The organism is Aquimarina sp. AU119 (assembly GCF_900312735.1).
GTDB classification, from domain to species: domain Bacteria; phylum Bacteroidota; class Bacteroidia; order Flavobacteriales; family Flavobacteriaceae; genus Aquimarina; species Aquimarina algiphila.
This window is the reverse complement of record NZ_OMPF01000005.1, coordinates 82,333-101,262: the sequence shown is the minus strand read 5'-3', so window position 1 is coordinate 101,262 and position 18,930 is coordinate 82,333. Positions and strand designations below refer to the sequence as shown.

16 protein-coding genes are annotated in these 18,930 nt (G+C 31.8%); 15 read left to right on the top strand and 1 reads right to left on the bottom strand.

What is annotated here, in order from left to right; translation table 11 throughout:
- Positions 1–152: 152 nt before the first annotated feature.
- The 8 genes from DK442_RS06030 (at position 153) to DK442_RS05990 (ending at position 6,915) form a co-directional block, all read left to right on the top strand.
- Positions 153–602, top strand: a complete 450-nt coding sequence (locus tag DK442_RS06030) for a GNAT family N-acetyltransferase (protein ID WP_109434963.1) — start codon at positions 153–155, stop codon at positions 600–602.
- Positions 603–739: 137 nt separating this feature from the next.
- Positions 740–2,563 (top strand): serine hydrolase, encoded by a 1,824-nt coding sequence (locus tag DK442_RS06025; protein WP_109434962.1) that lies wholly within the window; start codon positions 740–742, stop codon positions 2,561–2,563.
- Positions 2,564–2,587: 24 nt separating this feature from the next.
- Positions 2,588–3,529, top strand: a complete 942-nt coding sequence (locus tag DK442_RS06020; protein WP_109434961.1) for an alpha/beta hydrolase — start codon at positions 2,588–2,590, stop codon at positions 3,527–3,529.
- Between the two features lie 15 nt (positions 3,530–3,544).
- Positions 3,545–3,958 (top strand): hypothetical protein, encoded by a 414-nt coding sequence (locus DK442_RS06015; RefSeq protein ID WP_109434960.1) that lies wholly within the window; start codon positions 3,545–3,547, stop codon positions 3,956–3,958.
- 62 nt (positions 3,959–4,020) lie between these two features.
- The gene (locus DK442_RS06005; RefSeq protein ID WP_109434959.1) at positions 4,021–4,485 is read left to right on the top strand and encodes an SRPBCC family protein; all 465 of its coding nucleotides are present in this window, start codon (positions 4,021–4,023) and stop codon (positions 4,483–4,485) included.
- 86 nt (positions 4,486–4,571) lie between these two features.
- The gene (locus DK442_RS06000; RefSeq protein ID WP_109434958.1) at positions 4,572–5,222 is read left to right on the top strand and encodes an SGNH/GDSL hydrolase family protein; all 651 of its coding nucleotides are present in this window, start codon (positions 4,572–4,574) and stop codon (positions 5,220–5,222) included.
- Positions 5,223–5,254: 32 nt separating this feature from the next.
- A complete protein-coding gene (locus DK442_RS05995; protein WP_109434957.1) occupies positions 5,255–6,514 on the top strand; it encodes an RNA polymerase sigma factor in 1,260 nt (419 codons plus the stop codon).
- Between the two features lie 44 nt (positions 6,515–6,558).
- Positions 6,559–6,915 carry a YciI family protein gene (locus DK442_RS05990; RefSeq protein WP_109434956.1) on the top strand — a complete coding sequence of 119 codons (357 nt, stop codon included), beginning with the start codon at positions 6,559–6,561 and terminating at the stop codon, positions 6,913–6,915.
- 95 nt (positions 6,916–7,010) lie between these two features.
- Here the strand turns inward: DK442_RS05990 and DK442_RS05985 are convergent, their stop codons facing one another.
- Entirely contained in the window at positions 7,011–8,522 is a 1,512-nt protein-coding gene (locus tag DK442_RS05985) for a serine hydrolase (RefSeq protein ID WP_109434955.1), read from the bottom strand.
- A 212-nt stretch (positions 8,523–8,734) separates the two neighbouring features.
- Between DK442_RS05985 and DK442_RS05980 the strand changes: the two genes are divergently transcribed.
- From DK442_RS05980 to DK442_RS05950, 7 genes are all read left to right on the top strand, one after another.
- The gene (locus tag DK442_RS05980) at positions 8,735–9,763 is read left to right on the top strand and encodes a nitroreductase family protein (protein WP_109434954.1); all 1,029 of its coding nucleotides are present in this window, start codon (positions 8,735–8,737) and stop codon (positions 9,761–9,763) included.
- Positions 9,764–9,879: 116 nt separating this feature from the next.
- Positions 9,880–10,605, top strand: a complete 726-nt coding sequence (locus tag DK442_RS05975; RefSeq protein ID WP_109434953.1) for an MBL fold metallo-hydrolase — start codon at positions 9,880–9,882, stop codon at positions 10,603–10,605.
- Between the two features lie 127 nt (positions 10,606–10,732).
- A complete protein-coding gene (locus tag DK442_RS05970; RefSeq protein WP_109434952.1) occupies positions 10,733–11,299 on the top strand; it encodes a Crp/Fnr family transcriptional regulator in 567 nt (188 codons plus the stop codon).
- 141 nt (positions 11,300–11,440) lie between these two features.
- The gene (locus DK442_RS05965) at positions 11,441–12,589 is read left to right on the top strand and encodes an AraC family transcriptional regulator (RefSeq protein WP_109434951.1); all 1,149 of its coding nucleotides are present in this window, start codon (positions 11,441–11,443) and stop codon (positions 12,587–12,589) included.
- Positions 12,590–12,617: 28 nt separating this feature from the next.
- Positions 12,618–13,751, top strand: a complete 1,134-nt coding sequence (locus tag DK442_RS05960; RefSeq protein WP_109434950.1) for an AraC family transcriptional regulator — start codon at positions 12,618–12,620, stop codon at positions 13,749–13,751.
- A gap of 332 nt (positions 13,752–14,083) precedes the next feature.
- Entirely contained in the window at positions 14,084–17,881 is a 3,798-nt protein-coding gene (locus tag DK442_RS05955) for a T9SS type A sorting domain-containing protein (RefSeq protein WP_109434949.1), read from the top strand.
- Positions 17,881–18,624 (top strand): hypothetical protein, encoded by a 744-nt coding sequence (locus tag DK442_RS05950; RefSeq protein ID WP_109434948.1) that lies wholly within the window; start codon positions 17,881–17,883, stop codon positions 18,622–18,624. Before DK442_RS05955 ends, DK442_RS05950 begins: the two co-directional genes overlap by 1 nt.
- The last annotated feature ends 306 nt before the right edge of the window (positions 18,625–18,930 follow it).

The window sequence follows — 18,930 nt, the reverse complement described above, 5'->3', positions numbered from 1 at the left end:
AACGTACCTGATTCTGCTTTCTCAATAAATCATTATAGTATTGATCATTGTAAACTTTAATTAAACCTTCACATAATCCTTTTTTAGTTTTGCCTAAATTGTAACCTATTAACTTTTAAATTTTAGGTCATAAAAATTTAAAAATATTCAACATGCTCGATCAGTTATATTTTAAAGTAGCCACAATATCTGACCTTCCTGCAATGCAAAATGTTGGCACACAATTATTTGATCTCCCAATTAAAATAAATCGTGCCAAAGAATTTCTAAACGACCCTAGACATCATTTGATACTTGCATATTATAAGAAAGAAATTATCGCCATGGCATCTGCATTTCACTACATTCATCCGGATAAGAATCCTTCTTTATTTATAAATGAAGTGGGGGTTATAGAAACATATCAAAATATGGGCATAGGAAGAAAAATTACAGCTTATTTATGCGAATATGCAAAACAACTAGATTGCAATGAGGCATGGGTAGCTACAGAACACTCTAATGTCGCCGCTAGAAAAACTTATTATGCTGCAGGAGGTATAGAAGACAAAGATCCTATTGTTGTTTTTAATTTTGATCTTGATAAGAACCAGTCATCATAGACAGGGATGTCTCGTGATAATATATACATAAGGCTACTTTTTATTTAGTAACTTTATCAACTGTCAAACATACTCATCAAAAAAGTACATACAATTCATAAATCAAAAACTAAAATCACACACAAAATCACACTGTCATGAAAAAAATTCTTTTCCTTTTTTGGGCTCCATGTTTTTTTATTTCCTGTTCTACTCCAACCAAAACTACTACTCCTCCAGACTATATTAAAATGGTAGAAACTGGTCTTGGACACCCGGTTCATATAGAAGGAGACTCTACATGGACTATAGAAGAACGTATGGAACATTACGGAGTACCAGGTGTTAGTATTGCTGTGATTAAAGACTATAAGATTGAATGGGTAAAAAGTTACGGTATTGTAGATAAAGAGAATGCAAAACCTGTAACATCGCAAACTCTTTTTCAGGCTGGATCAATTAGTAAACCTGTAGCGGCATATGGTGCATTAAGGATGGTCGAACAAAATAAAATTAATTTGGATGAAGATGTAAATATCTATCTACAATCTTGGAAACTACCTGATAGCGAATTTACTAAAGATAAAAAAGTAGCACTCAAACACCTTCTAAATCATTCTGGAGGAGTTACTGTACATGGTTTTTTAGGATATAGTCCTGATCTTCCTGTACCAACAGTTGTTCAAGTACTTAATGGAGCGCCCCCTGCTAATTCTGCTCCAATATTTGTTGATAAGGTCCCGGAAAAAAGTTTTCGATACTCTGGTGGAGGATACACAATAATGCAACAAATGATGATGGATGTAGAAGGTAAATCATTTCCGTCCTTAATGAATGATTTGGTATTGCAACCATTAAATATGAATAATAGCACCTATAATCAGCCTTTAGAAGGAGAACAATTACAAATGGCAGCAACAGGATATTTACCAGATGGTTCAATGACAAATGGTAAACGACATACTTACCCAGAAATGGCTGCTGCAGGATTATGGACAACAGCAGAAGATCTTGCGAAATTTGCAGTCAATATCCAAGAAAGCATAAAAGGAAATAGTAAAATTGTAGTATCGCAAGAAATGGCTACTAAAATGCTTACCCCTTTTGTAGAGAAGTTTGTAGGCCTAGGTATTTTCATTACAAAAAAAGGAAATGAAATATACTTTGGTCATGGTGGATGGGATGAAGGATTCTCTAGTGAATTAATAGCTCATAAAGACAAAGGATATGGAGTCGTTGTACTCACCAATTCTAATCATCCAGATTTTATTAGTGAATTAATTAGATCAGTGGCCAACACCTATGCATGGGATAACTATGTCCCAACATATAAGAAAATGGAAATAGATACAACAAATCTTTCCAAAATTAGTGGTCGTTATCAGATAGATCAAAACAGAATAACGGAAGTATATTACTCTAACCAGCATCTGTTTAGAAAAAGTATCGGCGAAAAACCTGTTGAATTATTTAAAATTTCTGACAGTACATTTATAAGTAGAGATAATGAACGACCGATTCAATTTAAGATGGATAAAGAGAGTGGTGAGTTTCAGGCGTTGCTTTTAAATCCTGACGATGGCAAAATCGAAGCCACTTTAAAACGATTAAATGAAGATCAAAAACTTCCATTAGAATTTCTAGCTTCTGGTGACTTTGAAAATGGATTAAAAGAGTATAAAACCTTAATACAGGCCAATCCAAATAATCCTGTTATTGCAGAAAACAATTTAAATGGATTAGGATATCGATTAATGAATACTGACAACCTAAAACTTGCTCAAGATGTGTTTAAAGTCAATACACTACTCTACCCTGATAGTTCTAATGTTTACGATAGTTATGCCGAAGCTTGTATGAATATTGGCGAACTTGATCTGGCTATAGAAAACTATGAAAAATCGTTGGAATTAAACCCTCAAAACACTCATGCCTCCAAAATGATTGAAAAAATGAAGGAGAAAAAGGAAAATGAACTTTAATTCATAACATATATTGTAGTACAAATGAACAAGCATATAATCATCGTATTCGTTATATTTCTAACAAGTTGTGGAATACCTCAGTCTGAGTTTGACCTTGTGAAAAATGAAAATAATGCTCTAAAAAAACGTATAGACTCTATAGAACATCAGCTTAATACATTAGAATATTTGGTTGATAATTCTGAAGTTGTTCTAGCAAATACAAAAGTCAAAGAATTAACATCAACATATAACGGACATAACTATAAAATCAAGATTAAATTCCCCAAGGGTTATGAAAATGGATCAGAAAAATATCCTGTACTCTACGTTTTGGATGCAGAAACAAATTTTGGAGGAGTAAGTTATATTGTTCAGAGATTAATAAAAGATAAGCTTATTCCAAAAGTCCTGATTGTTGGTATTGCCTATGGTACAGACTACGATGATTTTTACAAATTAAGAAGTAGAGATTTAACTCCTGTCGAAGATAAAAACTTAAGAATTGGTGGTAAACAATATGTTGACCCAACTGGTGGGGCTCCAGAATTTACTAATTTTTTAGAGTCCGAACTTTTCCCTTTTATCGCAAAAAACTATAGAGTAAAAGAAGAAGAACGAGCTATTTATGGACATTCTTATGGTGGACTTTATGGGTGCTACGTAATGCTTAAGAAACCTCATTTATTTAACAAATATCTATTATTAAGCCCATCCCTTTGGTTTAAAGATAATTTATTAATTAAAGAAGCAAAGGAAACAGAACTTAACCTGAAACCGACTAAGCTTTATATGGCTTCAGGAATGCTTGAAACACGAATTCAAAATCTACAAATGGACTTTGTTTTTACTCTTAATTCTAAAAGACAAAAGAATCTTGAATTAAAAGTAGATGTGATGAGAAATGAAACTCATAGAACCGTTTTTGGGCCTGGCTTTACAAATGGATTGCGATATTTATATTCTGAAAAAAAGGAACAATAGTTTAAGTATTAAAAAATGCAAGTCAAAAAATATGTTAGATATCTGTTTGGAATAGCTTTTTTGGTCTTTGTGCTTAATAAATTCTATCTAAGACCATGGGTCTTAGATAATAACTTTTACATGGTTTTTAAAGTCATTGTGCTCTCAATTCCTAATACTATCGAAGCTATATTTGGAACACTTATTATTACAGCGTTATTATTACGATTAAGACATTATTTAAACAAGACACATAGTATTAAAGATGTTTATATCTATTTGATAGCGGTTAGCATAGCATCATTATATGTCATATCCCAAGAACTAAAATGGCATAATCTTGGAGGAAATAATGTATTTGACATTAATGATGTTATAGCTTCTGTAATTGGATTAATTGGCACATACGCCACCATAAATACATTTGGTTTTACAGAACAATTAGAGTAAATCAAACCATTCATTATATGTACATTACCTAATTCTTGTGTCGAATTGCTAAATAAAAAAACATGTCAGTAAAAACTAATCATTTTGCCGAAGCTGCAATGCTTATTCGTAAACCAATTTCAGATGTTTTTGATGCATTCATAGATCCAGAAATTACTTCTAAATTTTGGTTCACAAAAGGCTCGGGAATACTTAAAGAAGGTAAAACAACCGACTGGACCTGGGAAATGTTTAATCATACCGTTTCAGTATTAGCAATTCTCATTATAACTAATGAAAAAATCCGTATCCAATGGGGAGATGATCCCGAAGCTATTGTAGAATGGACATTTAAATCTTTAGGAGCATCTAAAACATTTGTTACTATTACGAATACTGGATTTAAAGGTACTCCAGACGAATTAATAAGTCAAATCAGGGATGCAACAGGAGGGTTTACCTGGGTGTTAGCGGGATTAAAATCGTACCTGGAGCATAACATCGAACTCAATCTCATTGCAGATAGGTATCCTAAAGAGCTAAACTAATGAATAACAGCACTTAACCCATCACGATAACTATCTAACTTATGAATATCATAAAAATAACCTGTTGCACTTTATTTACTCTATTTATGTTTACATCATTGCTAGCTCAGGATTGGGCAAACCTTAAACGATTTCAAAAAGAAAATAGTGAATTAAAGTTGCCTACTACCGGAGAACATCGAGTTGTATTTATGGGGAATTCTATCACTGAATTCTGGTTACAACAAAGGCCACAATTTTTCAATAATAAACCTTATATAAATAGAGGTATTAGTGGGCAAACTACTCCTCAAATGGTATTACGTTTTAGGCAAGATGTTGTTCATTTAAAACCATCAATTGTTGTAATTCTGGCTGGTATAAATGATATTGCTGGCAATACAGGCCCTTCAACACTACAAATGATTATGGATAATATCATTTCAATGACAGAGTTGGCAAAATCTAACAACATCAAGGTCATTGTATGCTCTGTACTTCCCGCAAATAATTTTCCGTGGAAAAAAAAGATGAAACCAGCAGAAAAAGTAATAGAACTTAATACAATGATAAAATCATATGCAGACCAAAATAACATTACTTATGTAGATTATTTTAGTGCTATGGTAAATACATCTAATGGTTTACAGAAAGATTTAGGGGATGATGGTGTACATCCAAATGCAAAGGGATATGCTATCATGGAACCAATTTTGGAAACCGCTATTGAAATAACATTGAAAAAAATTGATGACTGATAGGATATCTCTCCCCATATAGACAATACTGAATGAATGAAATTGATAAAAAATATACTTTAGAGCTTACCGAACATTTTTTTAGAAATGAATATGGAAAAATAGTCTCTGTAGTTACTCGATATATTGGAACTAACAATGTTGAAACTGCTGAAGATATCGTGCAGGAGACATTATTAAAGGCTGTAGATCATTGGCAACAGCACGGAATACCAGAAAATCCTCAAGCATGGTTATATACCACTGCAAAAAACCACACACTTAATATTTTAAAAAGAAAAAAGTATAAAGTTCAATACGAATCACTATTACAACAAGAGGGAAATCATATCGCACTAGAAAAACTTGAAATTTCTGAGGATCTTATTAAAGATGAGCAGCTAAAAATGATGTTTGTCTGTTGTCATCCTGATATTTCAGAAAATTCTCAAATTGCACTTATATTAAAAATACTTTGTGGTTTTAGTATTCAAGAGATAGCCAATGCTTTTTTTACTACAACAGAAACCATTAACAAACGGTTAGTTAGAGGTCGAAAACAGCTAAGAATTTCTGAGATTTCCTTTGAAATTCCTAAGAATATTTCAGAAAATATAGATATTGTGCTTAAAACAATTTACCTTCTTTTTAATGAAGGATATAGTCCATCACAACAAAATAAAGTAATACGATATGATCTCTGTTTGGAGGCCATAAGGTTGGCAGAAATTCTTGTATATAATACCCATATTCAACTCAAATCTGATGTGTATGCCTTATTAGCATTGATGTATCTAAATGCTGCTCGTTTTGAAGCCCGAAGTGATACAGGTACTATTATAGAAATGCATAAACAGGATAGAAAAAAATGGAATACTTCATTAATAAATACAGGAATTCAATATTTAAACCAAACGACTAAAGAAGATACAATCTCTATTTATCTTATTCTGGCAACTATTTCTGCTCATCATTGTATTGCTCCCAATTTTGAAGCTACAAACTGGAGAGAAATACTTTCTCTTTATGATAGTCTTCTAGAACTAGAAAACACACCTCTTGTGCGCCTCAATAGAAGTATTCCTCTGGCAAAGGTTAAAGGAAATACCACAGCAATTAATGAATTATTACAATTAGAACGTAACTCTGATATCAGTAATCATCATCTTTTTCATGCGACATTAGCAGAATTTTATATACAAGAAAACAAAAATAAAAATGCTATAAAACACTTACAGCAAGCCATTATAGCATGTAACAATCCAAGAGATCTCCAACAACTAGAAAAAAAAATAAAAATAATGTCCCTATAATATTTACTCGATTGTTGTAAGGGTATAATCTAAAAAATAGAACAATGAAAGAATTCATGTTATTTATCAGAAGTGAGGAGAGTCCAAAAGCAAACCTTTCTCCAGAACAATTACAACAACATATCGAAAAAGTTGGTGGTTTTATAAAACGACTAACTGAAGAAGGTAAAATGAAATCTGCTCAACCTCTCGAAATGGAAGGTCGTATGTTATCGTATAAAAATGGAAAAATTATTGACGGACCTTACAATGAGACCAAAGAGATTATTTCTGGTTATTATCATCTTATGGCAGAAAGTCTGGAAGAGGCAATCGAAATCACAAAGGAAGACCCTCGATTCGAAGAAGGTATCTGGCGCATAGAAGTTCGTCCGGTTAAACGAGTAGAAGGAATCAATTAAAACTAAAATAATGTAAAAGGGCATTAAAAGATGCCCTTTTACATTTAATCTTTTTTACAATTCATTCTAAGCAAATTTTAATATGCTCAAAAAGTTTATTGTTTTATACTTTCAATCTTACTGATCATTACTCGGGCATTTTCATTTGTTGGATCTAGTGCTAATGATTTTTTATAATTCTGAAGTGCTAAATCGTATTGCTTATTTTCAAGATACCCTTCTCCTAAACTATCATAAGGGTTAGAAGCAGAAGGAAATACAGAAACCGATAGTTCAAAGATCTTGATCGCGTCTTCAATTTTTCCTCTATTTAATAATGTATATCCCACACTATTAAGTTCAAACTCATTCTCAAAATTATACGTTTCTAATTGGTCTTTTCTTAATTGTTTGTAATACGCTATACCATCATCGACATTATCCAAACATTTTTGAAAAATCGCTCTTCCAATAGATTTTTTACCAAATGGTTTTATATCATCCAGTATTCCCTCTACCACTCCCCTAATATTACCAGTTGCACCCGGGCTACTAGAATTTGTGCTCACCGCAATTCCCATTTCAAAATGAGGATATACAAAGAAAAATGTATTGGTTCCGAATGCTCCTCCATGATGACTATAGTAAATCCCTTCACTGTCTTTATCTATTGGCCAAAAATATCCAATCCACTCATTTTCATCGAGCATTAATATTTTACTATGAGATTCTTGTACTACTTTTTTAGTAGAATCTAGTTGAAACTTCATATATGAAATCAAATCAGGCATTGTAGATTTTAAATGTCCGGCAGCTCCCAATAATGTTTCTGGTAAAGGAAGACTTGGCATTAAAACTCCTTTATTATATCCTCTTGCTAGTCGTTTTTTTTCTTCAGCATTAAGTCGCATCTTGGTCTGCGTCATTCCTGAAGGTTTAAAAATAAATTGCTCTAACAACTCTGGATATGTTCTTTCATAAGCAGTTTCTAAAATATGCCCCATTAGATTAGCTCCCAAATTAGAGTATCCATATTTTTCCCCAGGAAGTGTATCCAAGGTAATTTCTTTTAAGTGATTAAATAGCTTTTCTTTTGTATACTCCTTCTCTATTTCATGTACTCTAAAAGCTAAACTATCGTCTCTGTTCTCGAATAATTCATCAATTCCTTTATTATTTTTTGGTAAACTCGAAGTATGAGTAATTATATGTTTTATCAAAATAGGATTACCATTATACTTGAGATTATCATAATCCCCTTTCAAATATTTTCTAATATCATCATCCAAACTTAATTTACCATCGAGTACTGCTTGTGCGACCAAAGTACCGGTAAATGTTTTAGTCACTGAACCTATTTCATAAAACGTTTGATCGGTAGGTGGATTTGCTTTTCCTTTTTCTAATTCTCCATAATGTGCTGTATACTCTTTTTCTTTTGTATACACAGCAACAGAAAGGGATGTAATAGAAGAATCTTTTAAGGCTAAGGCCGCATTAGTATCGATTGATACCTGAACCGAATCAACTTCTTTGTTTTGAAGGGATTCACTTTTTACTGGGTCTTTCTCATTTTTACAACTTATAAAAACAATAATAATGAGTAGGGAAATTATTTTATTTTTCATTTTTGTGAGTTAGCGTGCTTTTAAAGATAGCTTTTTAAAAAAACTGTTACAGTCTTTAACCTAAAATATTTTAACAATATCTACATATATCTGATTCTATGATAATTATCATTTTAATCGTTTGTTCTAAGCTTTATTTTAGTTTTCAATAAAAACGTACCTAATGCTATCTACTCCAATAAGAGATTATTAAAGAAAGAACAACATACTCTATGAATTCTGATCAAACCTATAATCACCTGGTATTAGATACCTGGAGACATTCCAGAGATAAAATTGATAATAGACAGGATATCATGCTAGAGTTAGTTAGGTATGCTACATTAGCAGCAAATAGCCATAACACCCAACCCTGGCGTTTTAAAATTACATCTGATTGTATTACTATCTTACCAGATTTTACCAGAGAGTGTCCTGTTGTAGATCCAAATAATCACCACCTATTTGCAAGTTTAGGCTGTGCCACAGAAAATATGCTATTAGCTGCTGAAGCTTATGGGCTTAAAGGGCATGTATCTATAGATATGAAAAAAAGTAATTCGATATTCATTAATTTCGAACCTTCTCCTGTATCCAAATCTATTCTATTTCAAGCAATTATCAACAGACAATGTACTCGAACCCTATACAATAACAAACCTGTACCTATTGAACAATTGAAGACACTTGAGAATATTTCACAAAGTAATAATGTATCTATATTTTTGTCAACCGATCAAAAGGATTTGAAAAACATTTTGGAATATGTAATTGAAGCTAACACTTTTCAAATGAAAGATAAAGCCTTTGTAAAAGAGCTAAAAGAGTGGTTACGCTTTAATACATCTTCGGCAATATCACATCGTGATGGCCTTTTTTCTGCTGCTACAGGTAACCCAACTCTCCCTACATGGATTGGTAATGCTTTTTTTACATATGGATATAATATCAAAAAAGAGAACAACAAATATATAGATCACATAAAGAGTTCCTCGGGAGTAATTGCATTCTCATCTCAAAACAACACCAAAGAAAATTGGATTAATACAGGCAGATCTTATCAACGTTTTGCACTACAAGCAACTGCATTTGGGTTAAAACATGCATTTATCAATCAACCTGTAGAAGTACCAAAAATACAAACACAATTAGGAAGTTATTTAAATATTGAAAAAGGACAAATAAGTCTATTGGTTCGTTTTGGTTATGGCCCTAAGCTCCCAAGATCATTAAGGCGTTCTATTGATCATGTTATTATTTAAAATATAGAATATAAAAATTTAAAATTAATATATTATCTATAAGATGTAGTTTATAATCTAGGTAATTAACTTATTACATCTTTTGTTTATTAGCTATATTAATTCAAAGTTGCACAATGGTAAACGTAACAATAAGCAGCAAAAGAAATCCCGAAGTTCAAAACATCATATTGCATGATATCAGAATAACCTCTTGGGGAGCAATCCAGGTAAATAACTCAGATTTTTTTCCTTCAAGTTTTCAAATAAAAACAAAAGAAAAAATAATTTATATAGACCCTGTAGAAGTAACTAATGCCGAGAAAGCAGATTATATTTTTATTACTCATTCTCATCCAGATCATTTCTCTTTAAAAACAATAGAACAAATAGCAACTTCAGAAACAATACTTATCTGTTCTAAAAGCGTTTTTAAAAAACTATCTAAAAAAAAATATTTGGTTAAACAAGTTAAACCAGGAAGCGTTATTATTTTAGATACTATAACTAGTGAATCTATAGCCGCATATAATACCAAAAATGTGTTTTTATGGATCAAAGCACATCCAAAATCCAAAAAGAATGTTGGTTTTATATTGACTTTGGAAAATGGTATTCGTATCTATCATGCCGGTGATACTGATTATATCCCCGAAATGAAAAACTTAAAGAACATTAACATCGCAATGATTCCTGTTGGGGGAGATAATTTGACTATGAACATTGAAGAAGCTGCAAAAATGGTCAATACCATTAAGCCCAATTTTGTGATACCAATGCACTACGAACTTGGGAATTCGAATGATGTAACCACTTTCAAAAATCTTGTTGATAAAGAAATTAAGGTGAAAATTTTTGAATAATCAACGAATCATATATAGAATATAGCAAGGCTAACTAATCAAATTTGTTACCTTTTTTTTCTTTAGTATATTGCATATAAACCTCTCTATTTTTGTAATAAAAAGAGATTGAAGTAAGTATATACAAATGATTAGAAGTGATAAAGAGTTATTGGATTTCTTTTCCAAATTATCCATACCTATTGCTGAAACCATAATAAAAGAGAGGAAATATTCTTTAGGGGAAAAAATTATTACTCAAGAAAAGCATGTTTCTTCTATTTTTATTATCAAACATGGTATTGTAAAATGCTATGTTAATGAAGATAATGGAAGAGATTTTATTCAGGAATTTTTTAGTAAAGGAGAGATTTTAGGAGAATTAGAAGTATTAAACGACATTATCAGTTTTTGTAATGCAGAAGCAATGACAGAAGTTATTGTTTATCAAATTGATCAAAAGGATTTTTATACATTACTAAAGGATCAACCAGAATTTAATTTATTATTATTAAAAGCATTGTCTAATAAAGTTCGAGATACAGCTATAAGAGCTTCACAGCAGCAATCTCATTCTATTGCATATAATCTAGAAAAATTAATTTCCTTTTCTTCTGAAGAATCCAAAATGCTCTCTAAACAAGATTTAGCAGATTATTTAGGCATCACTTTACGCAGCCTCAATAGAGCCATGAAAGATATAATCATACATTAATATTGGTGTATTACTGACTAGAACTCTAATCTTACTATATTTTGATTTGGATTTATTATGGTTTATTCTACTTTATGGTATATTTGATCTCAAGAAAAATTTTCTATCAAAAAATCACAGAGATAAATAAGTAAGTTGTAAATGGATAACTATGCCATTCTAAGTGTTATTAGTTTTATGATAGTCTTTATATCATCCCTGTTTTCTATTTTCTTATTTACAGTAAAAACAGAAAATAAAACCAGTAACCGCCTTATTGCTGCTTTTCTTATTATCATTGCCATTGATATTAGCTCTTTTTTTTACCATAGATTTATTGATATGCCAATGGTGTTAGAAATGTTAAGAATGGATCTTCCATTACTTTCTAGCCCACTAGAGTATCTTTTTGTATTATCAGTAATCTATAGTGACTTTAAAATTAAGCGCATACACTTATTACATGCTATTCCTTTTCTGGTAAGCACTTTGGTTTTTATGCCGCGATTTTATTTATCAAATACTGAAGCTCGAAATTCTTTTTTTGAAACTTATCTTGATAATCCAGAAGTTTTATTTTCAATAATAATAGGTCATATTCAAGTTATAATTTACATTGTTGCCATCTTCATTGTTTTGAAAAAATCCAAAAAAGTGATGCTTGAGAATTTCTCTAATGCTACTACCGCAAAACATAAATGGTTATTTCAATTAAATATCATTTCTATAATTTTATTTGCTTTTAGTACAGGAAAGACCATATTCAAATTTATCAATGATGATTTTGATACTGTAAATATAGTGCGCATCATCATGGCTTTTCTGGTATTATGTTTTATATGTTGGTTGATTTTAAAAGCACTTTATCATCCTGAATTTTTTAGACGAATTGATTCTAAGTTAAAGCCCGTCGAGAATATAATCGCCAAGGAAGAAATACCTATTGAACATAAAGAGGGTGAAGAAGTCAAACAGCAAATACAGAGATTAAGAGCACACATGCTTGACCAAAAACCGTATTTAAATCCTACGTTAACTATTCAAAATTTGGCAGATGATTTACAGCTTCCAGTACGAGAAGTTTCTATTTTGATTAATCATCATCTTAATCAACATTTTTTTGATTTTGTAAACGAATATCGCATTCAACATGCCAAAGATATTTTACAAAATCCTACAAAAAAACAATTTACTATTCTGGAAATTTTATACGAAGTAGGTTTTAACTCCAAATCATCTTTTAATACAGCGTTCAAAAAATATGCAAATGTAACTCCAACAGAATATCGTAAAAAAACAAATCATGTATAGAACCAAATAATCTAAGGTTTCAAAGTCTATGAACTATTTATCATCCATAACTTTAATCATTATTTTTATTTCTTTTTTCTTTGCATTCTTTTTATTTACAGTAAAGACTACAAATAAATTAAGTAACGTTTTTATTGGGTGTTTTTTAATAGCTATTGCTACAGAAATAAGTGTGTTTTTCTATGAATTTTATATTGATACTCATCCTGTAATTGACGTATTAAGAGATAATATTAGCTTTTTACAGAGTCCATTCCTTTTTTTATATGTTCTTTCTATGTTATATGCTGATTTTAAATTACAATACAAGCATTTATTACATAGTATCCCATTTGTTCTGATAACCATTCTTTTTTTTCCGAACCTCATTGATCATCAAACTATAGTATCATATCTGGGAGGTGAAACATATGAAAAAGGAATTTTTATTACCGCCATTCATATTCAATTTTTAATATATATCATAGCAATATTTATAATACTATATAAAGCCAAAAAGATATTTTTAGAGAATTACTCTCAAGCAAACACCGATATCTACAAATGGTTGTTTCAGCTTAACATATTGATTAGTATTGTTCTTGGTTTTGGGATTTTTAAAAATGTATTTAGAGCTTTTAGTACAGATATACAATCTCTTCATGTTACGAAAATTATCATAACATTGCTCTTATTAGGTTTTATATGCTGGATTATATTAAAAGGGCTTTATAATCCCAAAATTTTTAGAGGAATTGATTCTAATCTAAAATCTGTAAATAACCTCATTACTATTAATGAGTCATCTTCGACAATCAATAAAATTATCGATGAGTCTATACAAAAACAGATTAATCTTCTAAAAACATATATGCTCGAAAAACACCCCTATCTAAATCCTACGTTAACCATTCAAAATTTAGCAGAACAAATACATATCCCTTCCAGAGAATTATCTGTATTAATTAATCATCATCTTAACCAGCATTTTTTTGATTTTATAAATGAGTATCGCATACATCATGCTATGAATATTCTAAAAGATCCTTCAAAAAAACAGCTCACCATATTAGAAATTTTATATGAAGTAGGTTTTAATTCTAAATCATCTTTTAATACGGCATTCAAAAAATATGCAAATGTGACTCCAACCGAATATCGCAAGAGAGCAAATCTTATATGAATAAAGAAGAATACATTTTTTAAACCTATGGTTTATTTATCTTCAACTACATTGGCTTAAAACCTGTTTTTAAAACAGTTATACACTATCACATAAAGTTTATAAGACAACCTATAAAACTTAAAGGCTCTTGTAAATTTTTAAACCCTATGATCAGAAAAAAAACTCTATAGATAAATCTATTAATTTAGGATGTAGATCACTATCAAAATTTTATACAGAAGACTTGTTTTTTGGTAATATGAGGCAGGTATTTGTTGATTTGTTGTATTTGTTATATTAATTATTTGGTAAAATTGTTAATACTATTCACAAACTTAAAAACAAAATGTATGAATAATTTTTGCAAAAAAATCTTAATATTCATCTTCATACTAAATACACTTAATCTTTTTTCTCAAACAGTTAACGTTTCAATAGATCTGGAAAAGCAACGTTTTTTAGGCGAAGAATCAAATCTTGATCGATCTAAATATTTTAATCTCCACAATGCAAGTGAAGAGCCCGCTTTTCCTAATTTTCTAAGAAATAATAATTTTGGATTCGGTCGTCGTTTTTTTGATCCTCATTCTGATCGAAGTTTTGTAAATCCTGTAGGAAATTATCCAAATACCCCTCCTACTTCTGATGGTATCGTAAGACCCGTTAGAAGGTTTATAGCGACTAGTAATCCAAAAAATTCCTGGAAAGCGGACTCAGACCCGGTTACCGGAGCCTTATCTGCAGCAAGATATTTTGTTGATGAAGTCGATAATCAAAACAGACCAGAATATTGGGAGCCGTTTAATGAGCCTTTTATTAAAGCTAACAATTTTATTGGACCAAGCGCACCTACAGGTCAAGCTGTAGTAAGAAAAATGAGTGAATGGTTTCGTGATATGGCCAAAGGTATTCATGATACCCCCGAGTTAGCTAAAATGAAAGTAATAGGATTCTCTAGTGCTTTTCCGTCTTATGCAAGGAGAGATTTTTCTGAAACCTGGCAAAATCATATGAAACTTTTTATAGATGTAGCCGGAGCAGAAATAGACGCACTTTCTGTCCATCCTTATGATGGAGTTAATCAAATTGGACAATCCAATGGAAGATCAGGAAGTAATTCTGAAGCCATACTAGATTTGTTAGAAGCATATACAAATGAGACTTTGGGTGCTCCAAAAAAACTAGCCATAACAGAGTTTGGTGTTATCGAACGAGGATTTCCTCCGGGTCCTGCTCCAGGCTTTTATAACGAATCAGCTTCTGCCATTACTATAAATGGCTTAAATAGTATGTTGTTTAATTTTTTTGAAAGACAGGATAATATCGAAATCTGTATCCCTTTTATAACTGGTCGAGCAGATTTTTGGTATCAAGATTTTATGCAAGACGGTGGGGATGGAACGGTAAGACCATATACACCAGCTTATTTACGTCCTACAGAATTACTAGATACTCCAGATCCACAAACCGGTTTGCGTAGAAATAATGAATTTGTATTAACATTTAAAGAAAATTTCTTTAAATTTTGGAAAGATCTTAAAGGAGATCGAGCAAAAATCACAAGTGATAACCTTGATGTTCAGGTTCAAGCATTTGTTGATGGAAATAAGGCATATGTGGTCTTGAATAACCTGGATAGTAATGAAAAAACGGTAAATTTAGATTTTCTTGGTAACCCAGGTACAGTTCTCAACGTAAACACTTCTTTCTTGGTTATAGATGGCCAAAACACACCTATTTATGAATCGGGCACAAATAGTAATTCTATACCTTCTAATGTTACACTAAGAGTGGGAGAAACCCGAATGTTTAAGATTATCTACGATTCACCGGTACAATTTACAAGTAGTATTGTAAGGAAAAAATACTATGCTACTTCTAATCAAGCTTCTATGGATAAAGCACCAACAGTGGTCATAACTGCTAATCAAGCAAAGACTTTTATCTTAGAGAATATTGTTAAAGGCGCTTCGGGTAATGCAACCCTACGTCTTGGTGTGGGTATTCCATTAACTACAGGTGTTGGTAGTACAACACCAACTAATTTAGATCGATTACCAAGTCAAGTTACTTTTAATGGAACATCACTCCCCATTCCTTCGAACTGGAAAGGTTATGATCAAACTGGGCGTATCGACTTTTTTGGGGTTATCGAGTTAGATGTCCCCCATTCTATAATTAACAATGGTACAAATACAGTTACGGTTACATATACAAAAGCGGGAGGAAGAATTGCTTCGGTTATCCTATCATTAGAAACAGACGAAGCGGCTTGTACTCCTACAACCCTTTACGCAGACGAAGATGGCGATGGTTTAGGAAATCCTGCTGTCACTATACAAAGTTGTGGTCCCGTAAATGGTTTTGTTGACAATAATAATGATCAATGTATTGATGATGTAGAAAACCTTTGTATAGCGGCTGAGATTCCTGGAATTATACAAGCCGAAGAATATACAGATAGTAATGGAGTCAATATAAATGGAAACGTAATTGATGCTATCAATGATGGAGATTCTTCTACATATAATACAAATGTTATAATTCCTGGTAGTTTTGATATTTCAGTAAGAGCTAGTACCCCGTCCGGTGGTGGTGGTGTGGTTACAATATTTAATGGTACAGATCAACTTGCAACAATTAACATAACCGATACCGGAGGTCTTTCTACTTTTCAGGATTTTCAGAGTACTGTTACAATTAGTAAACCTCGTTTGAATAGACTTCGTTTTGAATATAGCGGTGCTACGGGTATTGATTTGTTTACCATTGATTCTTTTGAATTTACAACTAATGAAGCTTTTGTTCGATATGACACTCCTGAGTCCAATAATATTGCTTTAACTATAGGAGATACTCAAACTTCTTTTTCTATTGATGTAAATTATGCAACACTTAAATCAACCCAATCTGTTGATCTAAATCTTAGAACAGGATCAACAGGCGTAACTGGTGGTTTTGCTTCTATTCGTCCTGGTGCTGTTATCACAACTACAGGTACTCTTAATGTAAATCTGAGTGGTCCTTTACCTATTGGAGAATACGAAATGCTGATTTTTATTAACTCACCGGGAGATGACCCTCAATTTTTTGGCGGTCCATCTCCTCAACTAAAACTTAAAGTAATCGGACCTCCAATAGCAGGTAACGATCAGAGTACTAATAATAATCCTGGTAATGTGTTTGTTAACATTTTAGATAATGATACCGATAGTAGTGGAGCTACTCTGGCATCTAACAATGTCACCGTAGATTTGGATCCCAACACAGTAGCTATTGAAAATACGTTAAGTGCTGGCTTTTTGGGGGATTGGCGATACGATCCATCATCAGGAGGTATATTATTTATTCCAAATTCAACATTTTCTGTAAATCCTCCTGCTATTACCTACAAGGTCACAGAAACAGGAACAGGTCTAAGTGATACCGCTACAGTTACTGTCACTTATGCAGAATTTACTTTGGCTGATTTTACAGTTAAGAATATTGGAGAATCCTGTGCTTCTGAAAATAATGGAAGGATCGAAATTTCTACTCAAACAATCGGAGATTATTCCTACCAACTCAATGGTTCATCTAAAGTAAATTTCACAGGGGTAACTGCAATTGAAAACTTAGATGCAGGCAGTTATAATCTTGTCATCACAGATAATAATTCTCAAGACATACTTAATTTTGATCTGGTTATATCTGAACCGGAAAAATTAGAAACAAAAACAAAAGTTTTGGAATCTGATCAACTAGTAGTTTTAGAACTTTCGGGAAGTGATACCTATAAAATTAACCTTAATGGTAATACGTTCACAACTGAAGAAAATAAGCTAACATTACCTTTAGAAAATGGTACTAATACTATAGAGGTCGTTGGTAAAAAAGAATGTCAGGGTAAATTCACCCAAAAAATTATAATTGGAAATAGCGTTATCGCATATCCAAACCCCGTACAAGACAATCTTACAATAAAAACAAATACTACTGATAATACAAATATTAAAATATTTGATATTTCCGGAAAATTATTGATCTCACAATCTTCTGTTTCCGCAAGCGGTATTTATCAAGTAAATGTACAAGATTTAGCCTCTGGTATATATTTTGTAAGTGTGAATGCTACGGATTTATCATCAACGTTTAAAATTATTAAATAATGAAAAAGATATTTATATATATATTTTCCAGTATAGTATTAGTCGCTTGTAGTTCTGATGACAATCCTGCTCCTCAACCCGAACCACCTGTTGTCGTTTCACCACCTACAGCAGCTAGTTTAGTCTTTCCTGAAAATAATTCATTATGTACAGAAGCCAAAAACTTAACAGGAAATCCTGGAGAGGCCAATAGAACGTATACCATAAGTTTCCGTTGGACAGGTGTTGTAGATAACATATATGAGATTTCACTTACAAATGAAGCGGATAATACAGTACGAAATGAAAGTATTACTGCAACAACCACTGATGTAGTTTTGGATATTGATGGGATAATCCCCGGAGCAAAATACAACTGGCAAGTGGTTGCTTCTAAAAGTGGAACAACAGAAACTGCAGAATCCAATGAGCAAACATTTACTGCAGCTGGAATCGCTGAAATATCTTTTGCGCCTAACCCTGCGACAGCAAATAACCCAAAACAAAACGCTGCTTTAGCTGCAACTACATCAGTAACATTAGACTGGACAGGTAAAGACGATGACAATGATATTAGAGAATATGATGTTTATTTTGGAGAGGATAATCCTCCTGCAACTAAAATTGAAACAACGATAGATAACACTATAACCACCAAAGATGTTACAGTTGCTTCAAACAAACTATATTTCTGGAGAATTATTACTCGAGATGAGGCTGGAAATGAATCTAGCTCGGCAATCTTTAAATTTGCAGTTCAATAAAAAATTCAAAAATTCTTTCAAAAGGCTACTTTAACGGGTAGCCTTTTATTTTTTTAGAGCTTACTATATTGTTTTAAATAGGTTTTAATTCTAAATCTTCTTTAATACTACATTTTAAAAACATACTACCCTCCCCTACTAAACTCCGCAATAACAACTCACAATCAAGTAATTACAAAAAGTCGAACGTTTGTTTGTAAAAAGTCGAACTCATTTTTTACTATAAAAATGGTTCGATTATTTTAATCGGTCGCATACCCAATATCCAAAAATGATATTTGTCTCATCATAATCTAAAAACATAAA